Source organism: Rhizobium sp. 18065 (assembly GCF_902706095.1).
GTDB lineage: Bacteria > Pseudomonadota > Alphaproteobacteria > Rhizobiales > Rhizobiaceae > Allorhizobium.
In genome coordinates this window covers 119,647-132,989 of sequence record NZ_CACSJP010000005.1, presented here as the reverse complement: position 1 = coordinate 132,989, position 13,343 = coordinate 119,647, and the positions used below count along the sequence as shown (strand labels likewise).

Genomic DNA, 13,343 nt, shown 5'->3' with positions numbered 1-13,343 from the left:
TCCCCGAACGAGATACCTTGCAAAAACTTTGGGATGAAGGAAAGGGCGCAGGAGAGCCCGAAGGTATTTTGTGCAGGGCTTTTGTGCGGCGCACCAAATGCCACCTGTTATTTCCTGCATTGGTCCTAATATGACGATTCTGTTACGTTCTGTTCGTGATGCCGCCGGAACGGGTGGTTCGCGTCGAACCGGCGGCTTTTCCCCAACTGGAGATCAGCTGATGCGCAGTATCCTGACAGGTATTCTGGTTGCGTATGCGTCTTGCGTTCATGCCCATGATTCAAAGAGCGGTTGGAGCTACGACGCCTTCTGCTGCAATGGCAACGAGCATACTGGCGATTGCCAGATGATCCCCTCGCAAAGCGTCAAGGTGATCAAGGACGGCTATCAGCTGACGCTGACGCCGGGAGACCACAGGCTGGTCACGCGCCAGCATGTGTTCAACTTTCCGCAAACCACGACACGACGCTCGGAGGACAGCGAATATCACCTGTGCCTGTTTCCCGACGAAAATACGCCGCGCTGCTTTTACGCGCCGGACATGTCGTTCTGAAGCTCTGGTATAGGCAGCGGCGGCGCCAGCGTTGCGGCCATCTCGTCACTGGCCAGAGCTTTGTCGATCCAGGCCTGAAAAGCGCGGATCTTGGGTGCGTTGCGCCGAGCGTGCGGATAGACCATCCAGATGGGAGCGTGTGCCGCGCAGGCGAGCGGAAAAGGTTGAAGCAGGCGGCCCGAGGCCAGTTCCTCACGGAAGAAGAAGGGGCTGATAATGGCCACGCCCTGTCCGGCGATCGCAGCGCTCGCTTCCAGATCCTGCGCCTCGAACGTGTTCATGCTGTTGCCCTTGAGTGCAAGGTTCTGGACGCCCGCTGCGCTGAACCATTCTTTCCACCAATGATCATCCGGGCTGATGATCGGCAATTTCATCAGGTCTGACGGCTGGTGGACGCCGCCGATGCTGTCGGCCAGCTTCGGGCTGAGCATGGGCGTGAACGTCGCGCGGATCAGCTGGTGACTGACAAGGCCCGGCCATGGCCCGTCACCCCAACGGATCGCGATATCGGCGCCATCGCGAGCGAAATCGGTGATCTTGTTGACCCGCAGCAGGCGAACGGCAATGTTCGAATGGTCGAGTTGAAACGATCCCAGATGTTTTGCCAGCCATTGGGTGGCGAAGGTCGGGATCGAGTGGATCTCCAGCGTTTCGCCCGAGGCGTGGCGGGCCGATGCGACCGCGTCGACCATCAAGCCGAATGCCTCGCTGACCTTGGGCAGCAGTCTGGCGCCGGTGTCGGTCAATTCGATCTGCCGCGGTTTGCGCAGGAACAGCATCTCGCCGATATTGTCCTCCAGCAGTTTGATCTGGTAGCTGACTGCCGTCTGGGTCATGCCGAGTTCTTCCCCGGCACGGGTAAAGCTGCCCAGCCGGCCAACCGCCTCGAAGACGCGCAGGGCATTGAGCGGGAACTGCTTCGACAGTTTCATGGATAAGCTTTCTTTATGGGAAGGCGCCGGAATTGAATTGGATCTGCGCTGTAATCGCCACCATTCTGCACCCAATGCAGCCGTGAATGCAACGGTGTGTGGAGGCAAGGATGACATCGATAATCAGGTCCCAATGGCTGTTCGTCAGCCCATCTTTTTCCGGCTTGCGGCGGGTGCTGCGCCGAATTCTGGCAACCGATCATATGGCGGTCGACAGCCTGCCGGAGGCCCTGCGGCAAGATATCGGCCTGGAGGAGGGGCGGCCGTCAAGGAACCGTTCAAAGGCCTTCTGGTCGGGAAATCGTCGCCTGGTCGATACGATCAGGACCGGACCGTTGTGATGTAATGTCAGTATATTCAGTGGTTTGACGGGAAACGTTCTGATTGTGATTCGAGCGCTTGATGTGATGATTCAGCCAAGCAGGGTCGACAGCAATTCGGCGGCCACCATGGCTGCAATCACCTGCGGTCGCTTGTCCCTGACGGAGGTGCCGCCGATCGGCAGGATCAGGCGCCCGATGTCTGCGCCGGCTGCATCCTCGCGGGCCAGCCAGCGGGAGAAGGTGGCGCGCTTGGTCGCCGAACCGATCATGCCGATATAGCGCAGATCGGGACGGGCAAGCGCTTCTTTTGCGATCAGAAAATCGAGGGCATGGTCATGGGTCAGGATGATCACTGCTCCGCCATCGGCAAGGGTGGCGATTTCGGCCTCGGGCATCGCGACACGGCGAAAGGCGATGCCGTCGGGCACCTGTCCGTCGATGTCGGCGCGGGTATCGATCAGCGTCACATTGAAAGGCAGCGGCGCGAGAGCGGCCGCAAGCGCCAGGCCGACATGGCCGGCGCCATAGAGATGGATCTGGGTGAGGCGATGGTGGGCGGCGGCTTGTTCGGCGACAAAGGCGGCTCTGCTTTCGTCGGTCAGGCAGTTCAGCGCCAGCTTGACGCGACCACCGCAGCATTGGCCGATCTCCGGGCCGAGCGGCACATCGAGCTCGGCCTGCCGTTCGCCGGTGCCGAGCATGGTCCGGGCCTTTTCGATCGCCAGAAATTCCAGATGGCCGCCGCCGATCGTGCCGAAGACCACTGCCTCCGCCACCAGCATGAAGGCGCCTGCATCGCGCGGGGTCGAGCCTTTGGCATCGATCACGTCAACGAGGACCACGGCGGCATGGCGGGCGAGGAAACTGGCGGGGGTGACTGTGTATGTCACTGTGAGATACCCCCCTCTGTCCTGCCGGACATCTCCCCCTCAAGGGGGGAGATCCAGTTGAACTCCGGCACATGCTGGTGCGGCATCACATTCCCTTCAACCGTTCCACAGCCATCAGCACGCGCTCCGGCGTGGCCGGGGCATCCAGCCTCGGGCAGAGCTTGTAATCGGCGACGGAGGCGACGGCCATCGACAGGGCTTCCAGCACAGAAATTGCCAGCATGAACGGTGGTTCGCCGACCGCCTTGGAGCGGCCGATGGTGGGTTCTGCATTGACTGACCAGTCGGCCAGCCGGGTATTGAAGATCTTCGGCCGGTCGGAGGCCAGCGGGATCTTGTAGGTCGAAGGGGCATGGGTGCGCAGGCGCCCCTTGCCATCCCACCACAGTTCTTCCGTCGTCAACCATCCCATGCCCTGGATGAAGCCGCCCTCGATCTGGCCGATGTCGATCGCAGGATTGAGCGATTTTCCGACATCGTGGAGGATGTCAGTGCGGTCCATCAGGTATTCGCCTGTCAGCGTGTCGATCGAGACTTCCGAGCAGGAAGCGCCATAGGCATAATAGTAGAACGGCGTGCCGCGTCCGGCGGCGCGGTCCCAATGGATCTTCGGGGTCTTGTAGAAGCCGGCGGCCGAGAGCTGGACGCGGGCAAAGTAGGCCTGCTTGATGAAGTCGCCGAAGGCAAATTCCTGTGTGCCGACGCGTACGCGGTTCGGCAGAAATTCCACCTCGGACGCGGCGACCTGATATTTCTCGGCGGCGAAGGCGACCAGGCGATCCTTGATCTGCCGCGCGGCATCGAAGGCTGCCATGCCGTTGAGGTCAGAGCCGGAGGAGGCCGCCGTCGCCGAGGTGTTCGGCACCTTGCCCGTTGTGGTCGCGGTGATTTTCACGGTGTCGATATCGACCTGGAAGGCGTCGGCGACGACCTGGGCTACCTTGGTGTAGAGGCCCTGGCCCATCTCGGTGCCGCCGTGGTTCAGGTGGATCGAGCCATCCTGGTAGACATGCACCAGCGCGCCGGCCTGGTTGAAGGCGGTCATGGTGAAGGAGATGCCGAATTTCACCGGGGTGAGCGCAATGCCGCGCTTGATCACCGGGCTTGTGCTGTTGAATTCGATGATCGCTTGACGTCTGGCGCGGTAGTCGACCGAGGTTTCCAGTTCCTCGACGATGCGGCCGATGATGTTGTCCTCGACGACCTGATGATAGGGCGTGACATCACGGCCAGAGCCATTCTCGCCGTAGAAATTGGCCTTGCGCACATCGAGCGGATCCTTGCCCAGCGCATAGGCGATTTCCTCGATCACTCGTTCCGCACCGAGCATGCCCTGAGGGCCGCCGAAGCCGCGATAGGCGGTGTTGGAGACCGTATGGGTCTTCAGCGGCTGCGACGTCAGTTTCACATGCGGGTAGAAATAGCTGCTGTCGGCATGAAACAGCGCGCGGTCGGTGACCGGGCCGGAGAGGTCCGAGGAATAGCCGCAGCGGGCGGCGAAATTGGCCTCGATTGCATGGATCTGGCCCTGGCCGTCGAAGCCGACGTCGAAATCCATCTTGAAATCGTGGCGCTTGCCGGTGACGCCCATGTCCTCGTCGCGGTCGGGACGGAATTTCACCGCGCGATTAAGCTTCTTGGCCGCGAGTGCGGCTAGCGCTGCAAACTGGTTGCCCTGGGTTTCCTTGCCGCCGAAGCCGCCACCCATGCGCCGCGTGTTGACGGTGATGGCGTTGGATGGAATGTCGAGCACATGGCCGACGATATGCTGGATCTCGGACGGATGCTGGGTCGAGGACCAGACGGTGACCTCGTCGTCTTCGCCGGGAATGGCGAGCGCGATGTGGCTTTCGAGATAAAAATGCTCCTGGCCACCGATGCGCATCGTGCTCTTGATGCGGTGTTCGGCCTTGTCCAGTTCCGTCTCCGGCGTACCGCGCTTCAGAGTCATGCCGGGCGTGACGAGGGCGGCGCCGTTATCCAGCGCGCCGTCGATATCAGTCCAGAAGGGCAGGTCGGCATATTCGACCTTGGCGAGACGGGCTGCCTTGCGGGCCGCGTCGCGGGTTTCGGCAATCACGGCAAAGATCGTCTGGCCGTGGAACTCAATCCGGTCGGTTGCGATCAGCGGCTCGTCATGGCGACCGCCGGACGAGACGTCGTTGACGCCGGTGATGTCGTCTGCAGTCAGCACGCAGACGACGCCGGGATGGGCCTTCACCGCCGAGAGATCGATCGAAAGAATGTCTGCATGGGCGCGGTCCGCCATGCCAAGCGCACCATGCAAAAGGCCGGCGGGTTCGGGAATATCGTCGATATATTCGGCACTTCCGGCGACATGCTTATGCGCAGAATCATGGCGCAGCGACTGGTGCATCGGACCCTTGATGTATTTGGTGGTTTCGTAGGTCGGCTTATCCATCGTCACGCCTCCTCCGCTGCAAATCGCTGCAGTTCCTGCGGCGTGCCCGACACCTCCAGGAAAAACCGCGTCAGCAGGTTCTTTGCCGTCAACTGGCGGTATTCCGCCGTGGCGCGCCAGTCGGTGAGCGGCTGGTAGTCGCGGTCGAAGGCGTTGCGGGCGGCGTCTACTGCGGCCTGGGTGAAGGGCTTGCCATAGAGCGCCGCCTCGACAGACCTTGCCCGCTTCGGGGTTGCCGCCATGCCGCCGAAGGCGATGCGGATATGGGTGACGATGCCGGTGGCGTCGCGCTCCATATGGAAGGCGCCGCACAGCGCCGAAATGTCCTCGTCACGGCGCTTGGAGATCTTGTAGATGGCAAGGGCGCTCTCGGCCTTGGGACGCGGCACGAAGAGGCGTTCGACGAATTCACCCGGCTGGCGGTCCTGCTTGCCGTAGTCGATGAAGAAATCCTCGAGCGGCAGGGTGCGGATGCCCGTTGCCGAGCGCAGGGTGACGGTCGCACCAAGGGCGATCAGCACGGGCGGCGTGTCGCCGATCGGCGAGCCGTTGGCGACATTGCCGCCGATGGTGCCCATGTTGCGCACCTGCTGGCCGCCGATGCGGGTAATAAGCCTGGCGAATGCCGGGATTTCCTGGCGCAGCGTTTCGAAGGCGGTGCTGTAGCTGACACCGGCGCCGAGCGTGATGCCGCTGTTGTCGACGCTCACATCCTGCAGTTCGTGGAGATGGTTGATGAAGACGACGGGGTCGAGCACGCGCATCTGCTTGGTAACCCAGAGGCCGACATCAGTCGCGCCGGCGACGATGGTGGCCTTGGGATGGGCCGCGAGCGTTTCTGCCAGTGCTTCGACGCTGCCCGGAACGATCAGCTGACGGCCGTCACCTTCAATCAGGATCGTCTCGCGGGTCGTCAGTCCCTCAAGTCGGGCGACGATATTGGCGCGCTCGCGCTCCAGCGGGTCGAACAGCGCGGAAGGGCGCATGCGGGCAACCAGTTCTGCCGCCTTGACGATCGGCTCGTAGCCGGTGCAGCGACAGAGATTGCCTTGCAGGGCGCGCTCGATCTCGGCCCGGCCGGGGTTTTCCGATGCCAGCCACAGACCGTAGAGCGACATGACGAAACCCGGCGTGCAGAAGCCGCATTGCGAGCCATGACAGTCGACCATGGCTTGCTGTACCGGATGCAGCGTCCCGTCCTTCGCTGCCAGGTGTTCGACGGTGACGACATGGGTGGCGTTGAGCGAGCCGACGAAGCGGATGCAGGCATTGACCGTTTCATAAGTGAGCCTGCCTGCCACCAGCCGACCGACCAGCACAGTGCAGGCACCGCAATCGCCTTCGGCGCAACCTTCCTTCGATCCGGTCAGCCGGCGCTTCAGGCGCAGGAAGTCAAGCAGCGTCTCTGTCGGATCGACGGAGGAAAGGGCGATGTCCTCGCCATTCAGAATGAAACGGATGCTATCTGCCATAAACGACCACTGTCCCCTTAGATGTGCGCGCGCGAACCGCGCTGCGCCCCTTCCGGATGGTGGGCGGCGCAGCGCGATCTTTCAAGTCTATTGTGCTGTCCATCCGCCATCGATCGAGATTGAAGTACCGGTGACCTGGGCTGCTGCGTCGCTGGCAAGGTAGAGCGCGAGTGCTGCGACCTGGTCCACTTCGACAAATTCCTTGGTCGCCTGGAGATGCAGCATGACGTCGTTCTTCACCTGGTCCTCGGAGATGCCACGCGCCTTGGCGGTGTCGGGTATCTGCTTTTCGACCAGCGGCGTCAGCACATAGCCGGGGCAAATCGCATTCACCGTGATGCCGTCACGGGCGGTTTCCAGCGCCACCGTCTTGGTCAAGCCGAGGACGCCGTGTTTGGCGGTGACATAGGCGGACTTGAAGGGCGAGGCGACGAGACCGTGGGCCGAGGCGATGTTGATGATACGGCCCTTCTTGCGGGCCTTCATGCCGGGGATGGCGGCGCGAATCGTGTGGAAGGCGCTCGACATGTTGATGGCGATGATCAGGTCCCATTTCTCGATCGGGAATTCCTCGACCGGGGCGACATGCTGAATTCCGGCATTGTTGACGAGTACGTCCACCGAGCCGAATTCGCGCTCCGCCGTGGCGATCAGGTCGGCGATCTCGGCGGCTTTCGACATGTCTGCGCCATGATAGAGCGCCTTGCCGCCGGCTATTTCCAGCGATTGGCGGATCTTCTCGATTTCGGCTGCATCACCGAAGCCATTGATCACCACATTGGCGCCATTGGCGGCGAAGGCACGGGCGATGCCCAGGCCGATACCGCTGGTGGAGCCGGTTACGACGACTGTTCTTTTCATCAGATTGATCCCTTTTCGACGAATGCCGATGGATGACGGGCGTTTGTTGCGCCCGCGAAGACAAAGGTTAGTCCCAAAGGAAGTTCCCGCGCAACGACGTTTTGCCGCAGGCCGGCAAGGTCCGGGTCGCCGCACACCGGAAATGCGACACAGTGTTCGATGCGGGCCTCTTTGCCGCCGCATCGAAAAACCCTATGTCAGTCACATACAAACGTCATCGGAGCATCATCGTGGAACTTGGCCTTTATACATTTGCAGACGTCGATCCGAATGCGGCCAACAAGGGTGCCGAGGCCAAGCGCCGCGTGGATGAATTGCTCGAGGAGATCAAGCTGGCCGATGACGTCGGCCTCGATGTCTTCGGTCTTGGCGAGCATCACCGGCCGGACTATATGGCGTCGTCTCCGGCCACGATCCTGGCGGCGGCGGCCGTGCAGACGAAGAACATTCGCCTCTCCAGCGCCGTGACTGTGCTGAGTTCGGACGATCCGGTGCGCGTGTTCCAGCAGTTTGCCACTGTCGATCTGCTGTCGAACGGTCGCGTCGAGATGATGGCGGGCCGTGGATCCTTCATCGAAAGCTTTCCGCTGTTCGGTTATGAACTCGAAGACTACGACCTGTTGTTTGCCGAAAAGCTGCAGTTGCTGATGGAAATCCGCGAGAACGAGGTGGTGACGTGGGAAGGCGAGACGCGCAAGCCGATCAAGGGGCGCGGCGTCTATCCGCGTCCGCTGCAGGATCCGCTGCCACTTTGGATCGCGATCGGCGGTACGCCGCAGTCGGCGGCGCGCGCCGGCTATCTCGGCCTGCCGCTGGCGCTCGCCATCATCGGCGGCGAACCGCATCGTTTCGCGCCGCTCTTCGACCTCTATCGGCAGAGTGCCGCCAAGGCCGGTGTCGATGCCGCCACGCTGAAAACCAGCATCAATGTGCATGGCTTCGTCCATGACACGACCGAATCGGCCGCCGATATCTTCTACGCGCCGCAGGCCGAGGTGATGAATCGCATCGGCCGCGAGCGCGGCTGGGGACCGACGAGCCGGGCGCAGTTCGATGCGTCGCGCGGACCGCGCGGTGCGCTTTTCGTCGGCGATCCGGAAACCATGGCGGAAAAGATTGTCGCCCAGCACGCGATCTTCAAGAACGACCGCTTCCTGCTGCAGATGGCGATCGGCCCGATGCCGCACAAGGATATCATGCATGGCATCGAGCTTTACGGCACAAAAGTCGCGCCGCTGGTGCGTCAGGCGTTGACGTCGAAGGCTTCGGCTGCGTAATCAGCCGGACTTCGACAATTGTGCGCCGCTTGCGGCTGAGAGACCAAGATGATCGTTCAAAACGATGACGAACTGACCCATCTGAAAGACATCGGGCGCCTGTGCGCCGTTGCCGTGAAAACCATGGCGGCGGCGCTTGAGCCGGGGATCACGACACGCGAGCTGGACCTGATCGGACGAAAGGTCCTTGAAGACAATGGCGCGCGGTCGGCGCCGGAACTCTGCTACGAGTTTCCCGGTGCGACCTGCATCAGTGTCAATGAAGAGGTCGCCCACGGCATTCCCGGCGATCGAATCATCAAGGCCGGTGACCTCGTCAATATCGACGTGTCGGCGGAAAAGAACGGCTTCTTTGGCGATACCGGCTCGTCCTTCATCGTGCCGCCGGGTGTGGCGAAGATCGAACGTCTGCTGCGCGATGGCAGGCGGGCGCTGTGGGTCGGGCTCAATCAGGTCAAGACCGGCCAGCCGATGGCCAATATCGGCAATGCGATCGGGGCGTTTGCCAAGAAGAACCGCTACACGCTGATCCAGAACCTGGCCAGCCACGGCGTCGGCCGCTCGCTGCACGAAGAGCCGAAGGAGCTATCGACCTGGCCGGATCCGGACGAGACGCGGATCATGGAGGAGGGGCTGGTGTTTACCATCGAGCCTTTCCTGTCGCTCGGTGGCATCTGGGCCGAGGACGGCGACAAGGACAACTGGACCTTGTTCAGCGAACCCAGTGCTCCGACAGTGCAGTTCGAGCATACGATCGTGGTGACCCGCAATGGTCCGCTGGTGCTGACGCTGGCCGATTGATCAACGACCGCTGCGTGTTTGCGCAGCTCATCTGTTGGCGTTATTGACAACGGTCTTATTGTTGGCGACAATGCCAACATGAGGGCCGAGAAGCTGTTTCACGAAAAGCGGGTTTTGCGGGACGGCTCCATTGTCGAGATGATCGTCTGGAAAATTCCCCAGCCGGTTCCCGGAAGCCTGCATTCCTTCAAGTATCGACTTTTCTTCGGCCACAAAGGCAAGCGGATCGTCGGCTTCGACAATGAGCGTGGAAAGGGTGATCATTGCCATCTGGACGGCGTCGAAAAGCCCTATGCTTTTACCGATGTCGATCAATTGATCGCTGATTTTCTGATGGAAGTGACAAGGAGGATGCCGTGATGAAACGCGCCGTTATCCAAATTCGCCAGAACGATGACGAGATCACAGCGCTTCGGGCGATGGGACAGGGTTTTGCCGCAGCATGGAATTCCGGCGAGGTTCAGAACCCCGCGGCTGTCCTGACATTCAGCTCTCCCGCACAACTCTTTTCCGTGATCTCACCCAGACGCTGGGAACTGATCGAACGCTTACAGGCGATTGGCCCGGTCAGTATCCGCGGCCTTGCACGCGCACTGGAACGTGACGTCAAGCGCGTGCATGAGGATGTTGTCGCGCTGGAGGAATGGGGACTTGTCAGCCGCGACGCTGCCGGCAAGATTCTCGTGCCTTTCGAGGAAATAGAGGCTGACTTCGTCCTGAAGGCTGCTGCTGCCTGACCGCTGTGAGCAGGTGCTCGCGGGCGTTCGCCGACGGTTTGCCCGCCGGCGTCATTTGTCTGCCTCAGGCTGAGAAACTGATCGATATGCCCTTCTTGCGGAAGAAGGATTGCATGATCTTGCGGCCCTGGCGGTTGGACTGGGCAAGCTTTGCCGGTTCGAAGACGGCTTCCTTGACGCCCTCCTTTGCCATGGCGGCCTTGAGGGCGGCGACGTGGAGATCCAGGTCTTCATTGTCTTTGTTGATCGACACGTAGATGTTGTCGATCGCCTGTTGCAGGGTCAGGTCGCTCATGGTGGTGCTCCTTGGATATTTGCCTCTCCACTAGCGATTTCTGCCACAAGAGCAAGCCGGTGTTTGCGAAACTGCTGTTGCGAACACCGGCCGCCTGTCGGTTGCCGCATTCAAGTCTGTGAAGCATGGCATCAGCAATACTTGTTTGTCGCTGACTTTGTGCAATGCGATAAGCGGCGCCATGCATGATAAAAGTCCAAAAGACGTCAATCTCGCCAAGACAGCCGTCGCCGGGGCACTGGCCATGGCAGCCGCCATGGGCTTCGGACGCTTCGTCTTCACGCCGATCCTGCCGGGCATGATCAGCGGCCTGCCGCTGTCTTCTTCGGATGCAGGATTGATCGCCGCGGGCAATTTTGTCGGTTATCTCGTCGGAGCGGTGCTCGCTGCCTATGGTTGGGCCTCCGGGCGTGAGCGGGCAATCGGCCTTGTCGCACTCGTTGCGAGCTCTTTGCTGCTGGTGGCCATGGGCCTGACCAGCGATGTTCTGGTTTTTATCCTCATCCGCTTCGCCGCCGGCGTAGCCAGTGCCTTTTCGATGATCTTCATTTCGTCGATCGTGCTGGCGCATGCCGCGGCGCGGGGCAGCGAACCTGCCCAGGCCCTGCATTTCGGCGGTGTGGGACTTGGCATCGCACTCTCCTCACTCGTCGTCTTTATCGCCTCGAAGCTTAGCCATTCGGGTTCGGCGCCCTGGCGGCTTGATTGGCTTTATAGCGCCGGCGTGACGCTGCTGCTTGTCGCGATTGTCTGGTGGCTGCTTCCGCATGCGCCGTCGCGAGCAGGCGGGCCTGCCGCAGAGCCACGGCTTGTCTGGCGTCGGCCGCTGGTCTTGTTGACCCTGTCCTATGGGCTGTTCGGCTTCGGATATGTGGTCACGGCTACCTTCATCGTCGCCATGGCGCGCATGTCCAATGCCGGGCCTTTCGTCGAGTTTCTCACCTGGTTCGTGACCGGGCTTGCCGCTGCCGCCTCTCTCTTTCTCTGGCGACCGGTAATGGTGCGGATCGGTCTGTTTGCTGCCTATGGCGCGGCGCTGCTGATCCAGTCGCTGGGAGTGGCGGCAACAGTTGCCTTGCCGGTATCGGTGGCGCCACTGGTTGGAGGCTTGCTGCTCGGTCTGACATTCATGATCGTCACCGCTTATGGTCTGCGGCTAGGCCGGGTGCTGGCACCCGGCAGTCCGCGCCGGGCGCTGGCGATGATGACCGCTGCCTTCGGCATCGGCCAGATCATTGGTCCGATCGTTGCCGGCACATTGGCAGAGCGTAGTGGCAGCTTTGCCGCGCCGACGCTGGTGGCGGCGGCCGTGCTGGCTGTGTCCTTGCTGCTGGTGCTGCCGCTGGTTCTCCGGCGTGCTGAAAAATGAAGGTTTGGTAACTGTGAATAGCTGCGGGTAATTCCGCCACATTTAGGCGATGGCATTGCTGGCGTTGAGGTTCTGCCCTAGGTTCGGCCGACCTCCAAGACTGTCCCGACACCTCACGAAAGCAGCCTTCCGTGTTTCAATCCTTCTTCCCGAAGCCCAAACTGTTCTTTTCATCCTTCGTTGTCTGGACCCTTCTTTCTGTTCTCGTCTGGTATTTCTTCGGCGAGCAGATGGGCACAGCCATTGGCCTGCCGCCGCCGCCGGCCGACGCCGAGCCGATCATCAACCTCAGCTTCTTCCTGACGAACTCATACTTGTGGTTCTATATATACGCTGCGGTCTGGTCGCTCGCCTTCGGCCTGTTCTGGCAGTTCTACGCCAAGGATCACCCGTGGCGGTTCTGGTCGATCTGGGGCACGATGTTCATCATCTTCACCACCTATTTCGACGTGCAGGTCTCGGTTCTGCTGAACAACTGGCGCCGGCCCTTCGGTGACTTGCTGCAGAATGCGCTGCAGGGCAAGCCGGGGATCACGACGGGGGACTTCTACAGCCTGATGATCACGTTCTGGAGCATCGCATTCCTGAACGTCTTCGTGTTTGTCATCGTCCGCTTCTTCGTCAGCCACTACATCTTCCGCTGGCGCACCGCGATGAACGAATATTACATGTCGAAGTGGCAGAAGCTGCGGCATATCGAAGGTGCGTCTCAGCGTATCCAGGAAGATACGATGCGCTTTGCCTCGACCTTCGAGGGGCTCGGCGTCAGCCTGATCGATGCGGTGATGAACCTCATCGCCTTCCTGCCGATCCTCTTCGTCCTGTCCAGCTACGTCACCGAGTTGCCGATCATCGGAGCCGTGCCGCACAGCCTGTTCTGGCTTGCCTTGATCTGGTCGGTGTTCGGAACAGCACTTCTGGCACTTGTCGGCATCAAGCTTCCGGGCCTGGAATTCCGCAACCAGCGGGTCGAGGCAGCCTACCGCAAGGAACTCGTCTATGGCGAGGACAATGCCAACCGGGCCCAGCCGCTGACCATCGCGGAACTGTTCTCCAATGTCCGGAAAAACTATTTCCGGCTGTATTTCCACTACACGTATTTCAACCTGGCACGTTCCTTCTACGGTCAGGCCGACGCGCTGTTCCTGATTTTCATGCTGGTGCCGACCATCGTCGCCGTGAAGATCACCTATGGTATCTATCAGCAGATCGCCACGGCCTTCGGGCAGGTGTCGAACTCGTTCCAGTATCTGGTCAATGTCTGGCCGACGATCGTCGAGCTTCTATCGATTCACAAGCGTCTGCGCGCTTTCGAAGCGGCAATCGACAACGAGCCGTTGCCGGAGATCGATCAGCGCTATCTGGAGCGTGAAGCCGATGAGGGCGAGATGGGGGCGAACCGTCCCTGATC

The 13,343-nt window shown here is 61.0% G+C and carries 14 protein-coding genes; 8 read left to right on the top strand and 6 right to left on the bottom strand.

Features of this window, described 5'->3' with window-relative positions; translation table 11 throughout:
- The first annotated feature begins 220 nt into the window (after positions 1-220).
- The gene (locus GVK95_RS13735; RefSeq protein WP_009109769.1) at positions 221-553 is read left to right on the top strand and encodes a hypothetical protein; all 333 of its coding nucleotides are present in this window, start codon (positions 221-223) and stop codon (positions 551-553) included.
- Here the strand turns inward: GVK95_RS13735 and GVK95_RS13730 are convergent.
- Entirely contained in the window at positions 529-1,485 is a 957-nt protein-coding gene (locus GVK95_RS13730) for a LysR substrate-binding domain-containing protein (RefSeq protein WP_159950537.1), read from the bottom strand. The two genes, GVK95_RS13735 and GVK95_RS13730, sit on opposite strands and share 25 nt — an antisense overlap.
- Before the next feature lie 110 nt (positions 1,486-1,595).
- Here GVK95_RS13730 and GVK95_RS13725 point away from each other — a divergent pair, with 110 nt between their 5' ends.
- Complete coding sequence (locus GVK95_RS13725; RefSeq protein WP_159950535.1) at positions 1,596-1,826, top strand: hypothetical protein; 231 nt, start codon at positions 1,596-1,598, stop codon at positions 1,824-1,826.
- A 71-nt stretch (positions 1,827-1,897) separates the two neighbouring features.
- Here the strand turns inward: GVK95_RS13725 and xdhC are convergent, their stop codons facing one another.
- From xdhC to GVK95_RS13705, 4 genes are all read right to left on the bottom strand, one after another.
- Positions 1,898-2,698, bottom strand: a complete 801-nt coding sequence (gene xdhC / locus GVK95_RS13720) for a xanthine dehydrogenase accessory protein XdhC (RefSeq protein WP_159950533.1) — start codon at positions 2,696-2,698, stop codon at positions 1,898-1,900.
- An 85-nt stretch (positions 2,699-2,783) separates the two neighbouring features.
- On the bottom strand, positions 2,784-5,120 hold the full coding sequence (xdhB, locus tag GVK95_RS13715; RefSeq protein ID WP_159950531.1) for a xanthine dehydrogenase molybdopterin binding subunit: 2,337 nt from the start codon (positions 5,118-5,120) through the stop codon (positions 2,784-2,786).
- A gap of 2 nt (positions 5,121-5,122) precedes the next feature.
- A complete protein-coding gene (gene xdhA, locus GVK95_RS13710) occupies positions 5,123-6,592 on the bottom strand; it encodes a xanthine dehydrogenase small subunit (protein ID WP_159950529.1) in 1,470 nt (489 codons plus the stop codon).
- A gap of 87 nt (positions 6,593-6,679) precedes the next feature.
- The gene (locus GVK95_RS13705) at positions 6,680-7,453 is read right to left on the bottom strand and encodes a 3-hydroxybutyrate dehydrogenase (protein WP_159950527.1); all 774 of its coding nucleotides are present in this window, start codon (positions 7,451-7,453) and stop codon (positions 6,680-6,682) included.
- A 230-nt stretch (positions 7,454-7,683) separates the two neighbouring features.
- Between GVK95_RS13705 and GVK95_RS13700 the strand changes: the two genes are divergently transcribed.
- The 4 genes from GVK95_RS13700 (at position 7,684) to GVK95_RS13685 (ending at position 10,268) form a co-directional block, all read left to right on the top strand.
- The gene (locus tag GVK95_RS13700) at positions 7,684-8,730 is read left to right on the top strand and encodes an LLM class flavin-dependent oxidoreductase (RefSeq protein ID WP_159950525.1); all 1,047 of its coding nucleotides are present in this window, start codon (positions 7,684-7,686) and stop codon (positions 8,728-8,730) included.
- A 48-nt stretch (positions 8,731-8,778) separates the two neighbouring features.
- Positions 8,779-9,531: a type I methionyl aminopeptidase gene (gene map, locus GVK95_RS13695; protein WP_159950523.1), complete on the top strand. Its 753-nt coding sequence runs from the start codon at positions 8,779-8,781 to the stop codon at positions 9,529-9,531.
- 78 nt (positions 9,532-9,609) lie between these two features.
- Positions 9,610-9,891 carry a DUF6516 family protein gene (locus GVK95_RS25285; RefSeq protein ID WP_244618766.1) on the top strand — a complete coding sequence of 94 codons (282 nt, stop codon included), beginning with the start codon at positions 9,610-9,612 and terminating at the stop codon, positions 9,889-9,891.
- Positions 9,891-10,268, top strand: a complete 378-nt coding sequence (locus GVK95_RS13685; RefSeq protein ID WP_159950519.1) for a transcriptional regulator — start codon at positions 9,891-9,893, stop codon at positions 10,266-10,268. Before GVK95_RS25285 ends, GVK95_RS13685 begins: the two co-directional genes overlap by 1 nt.
- 64 nt (positions 10,269-10,332) lie before the next feature.
- Here GVK95_RS13685 and GVK95_RS13680 read toward each other — a convergent pair whose 3' ends face one another.
- A complete protein-coding gene (locus GVK95_RS13680; protein ID WP_113141939.1) occupies positions 10,333-10,563 on the bottom strand; it encodes a hypothetical protein in 231 nt (76 codons plus the stop codon).
- A 181-nt stretch (positions 10,564-10,744) separates the two neighbouring features.
- On the opposite strand from GVK95_RS13680, the gene GVK95_RS13675 reads away from it, so the two are divergent.
- Together GVK95_RS13675 and sbmA are read left to right on the top strand one after the other, a co-directional pair.
- Positions 10,745-11,932, top strand: a complete 1,188-nt coding sequence (locus GVK95_RS13675; protein WP_159950517.1) for a YbfB/YjiJ family MFS transporter — start codon at positions 10,745-10,747, stop codon at positions 11,930-11,932.
- A gap of 131 nt (positions 11,933-12,063) precedes the next feature.
- Positions 12,064-13,341 (top strand): peptide antibiotic transporter SbmA, encoded by a 1,278-nt coding sequence (gene sbmA, locus GVK95_RS13670; RefSeq protein ID WP_159950515.1) that lies wholly within the window; start codon positions 12,064-12,066, stop codon positions 13,339-13,341.
- Positions 13,342-13,343: the final 2 nt, after the last annotated feature.

Excerpts from the sequence above, each read along its gene's own strand:
- GVK95_RS13735 (WP_009109769.1), top strand. The coding sequence starts at position 221 with ATGCGCAGTATCCTGACAGGTATTCTGGTTGCGTATGCGTCTTGCGTT.
- GVK95_RS13730 (WP_159950537.1), bottom strand. The coding sequence starts at position 1,485 with ATGAAACTGTCGAAGCAGTTCCCGCTCAATGCCCTGCGCGTCTTCGAG.
- GVK95_RS13725 (WP_159950535.1), top strand. The coding sequence starts at position 1,596 with ATGACATCGATAATCAGGTCCCAATGGCTGTTCGTCAGCCCATCTTTT.
- xdhB (WP_159950531.1), bottom strand. The coding sequence starts at position 5,120 with ATGGATAAGCCGACCTACGAAACCACCAAATACATCAAGGGTCCGATG.
- xdhA (WP_159950529.1), bottom strand. The coding sequence starts at position 6,592 with ATGGCAGATAGCATCCGTTTCATTCTGAATGGCGAGGACATCGCCCTT.
- GVK95_RS13705 (WP_159950527.1), bottom strand. The coding sequence starts at position 7,453 with ATGAAAAGAACAGTCGTCGTAACCGGCTCCACCAGCGGTATCGGCCTG.
- map (WP_159950523.1), top strand. The coding sequence starts at position 8,779 with ATGATCGTTCAAAACGATGACGAACTGACCCATCTGAAAGACATCGGG.
- GVK95_RS25285 (WP_244618766.1), top strand. The coding sequence starts at position 9,610 with ATGAGGGCCGAGAAGCTGTTTCACGAAAAGCGGGTTTTGCGGGACGGC.
- GVK95_RS13685 (WP_159950519.1), top strand. The coding sequence starts at position 9,891 with ATGAAACGCGCCGTTATCCAAATTCGCCAGAACGATGACGAGATCACA.
- GVK95_RS13680 (WP_113141939.1), bottom strand. The coding sequence starts at position 10,563 with ATGAGCGACCTGACCCTGCAACAGGCGATCGACAACATCTACGTGTCG.
- GVK95_RS13675 (WP_159950517.1), top strand. The coding sequence starts at position 10,745 with ATGCATGATAAAAGTCCAAAAGACGTCAATCTCGCCAAGACAGCCGTC.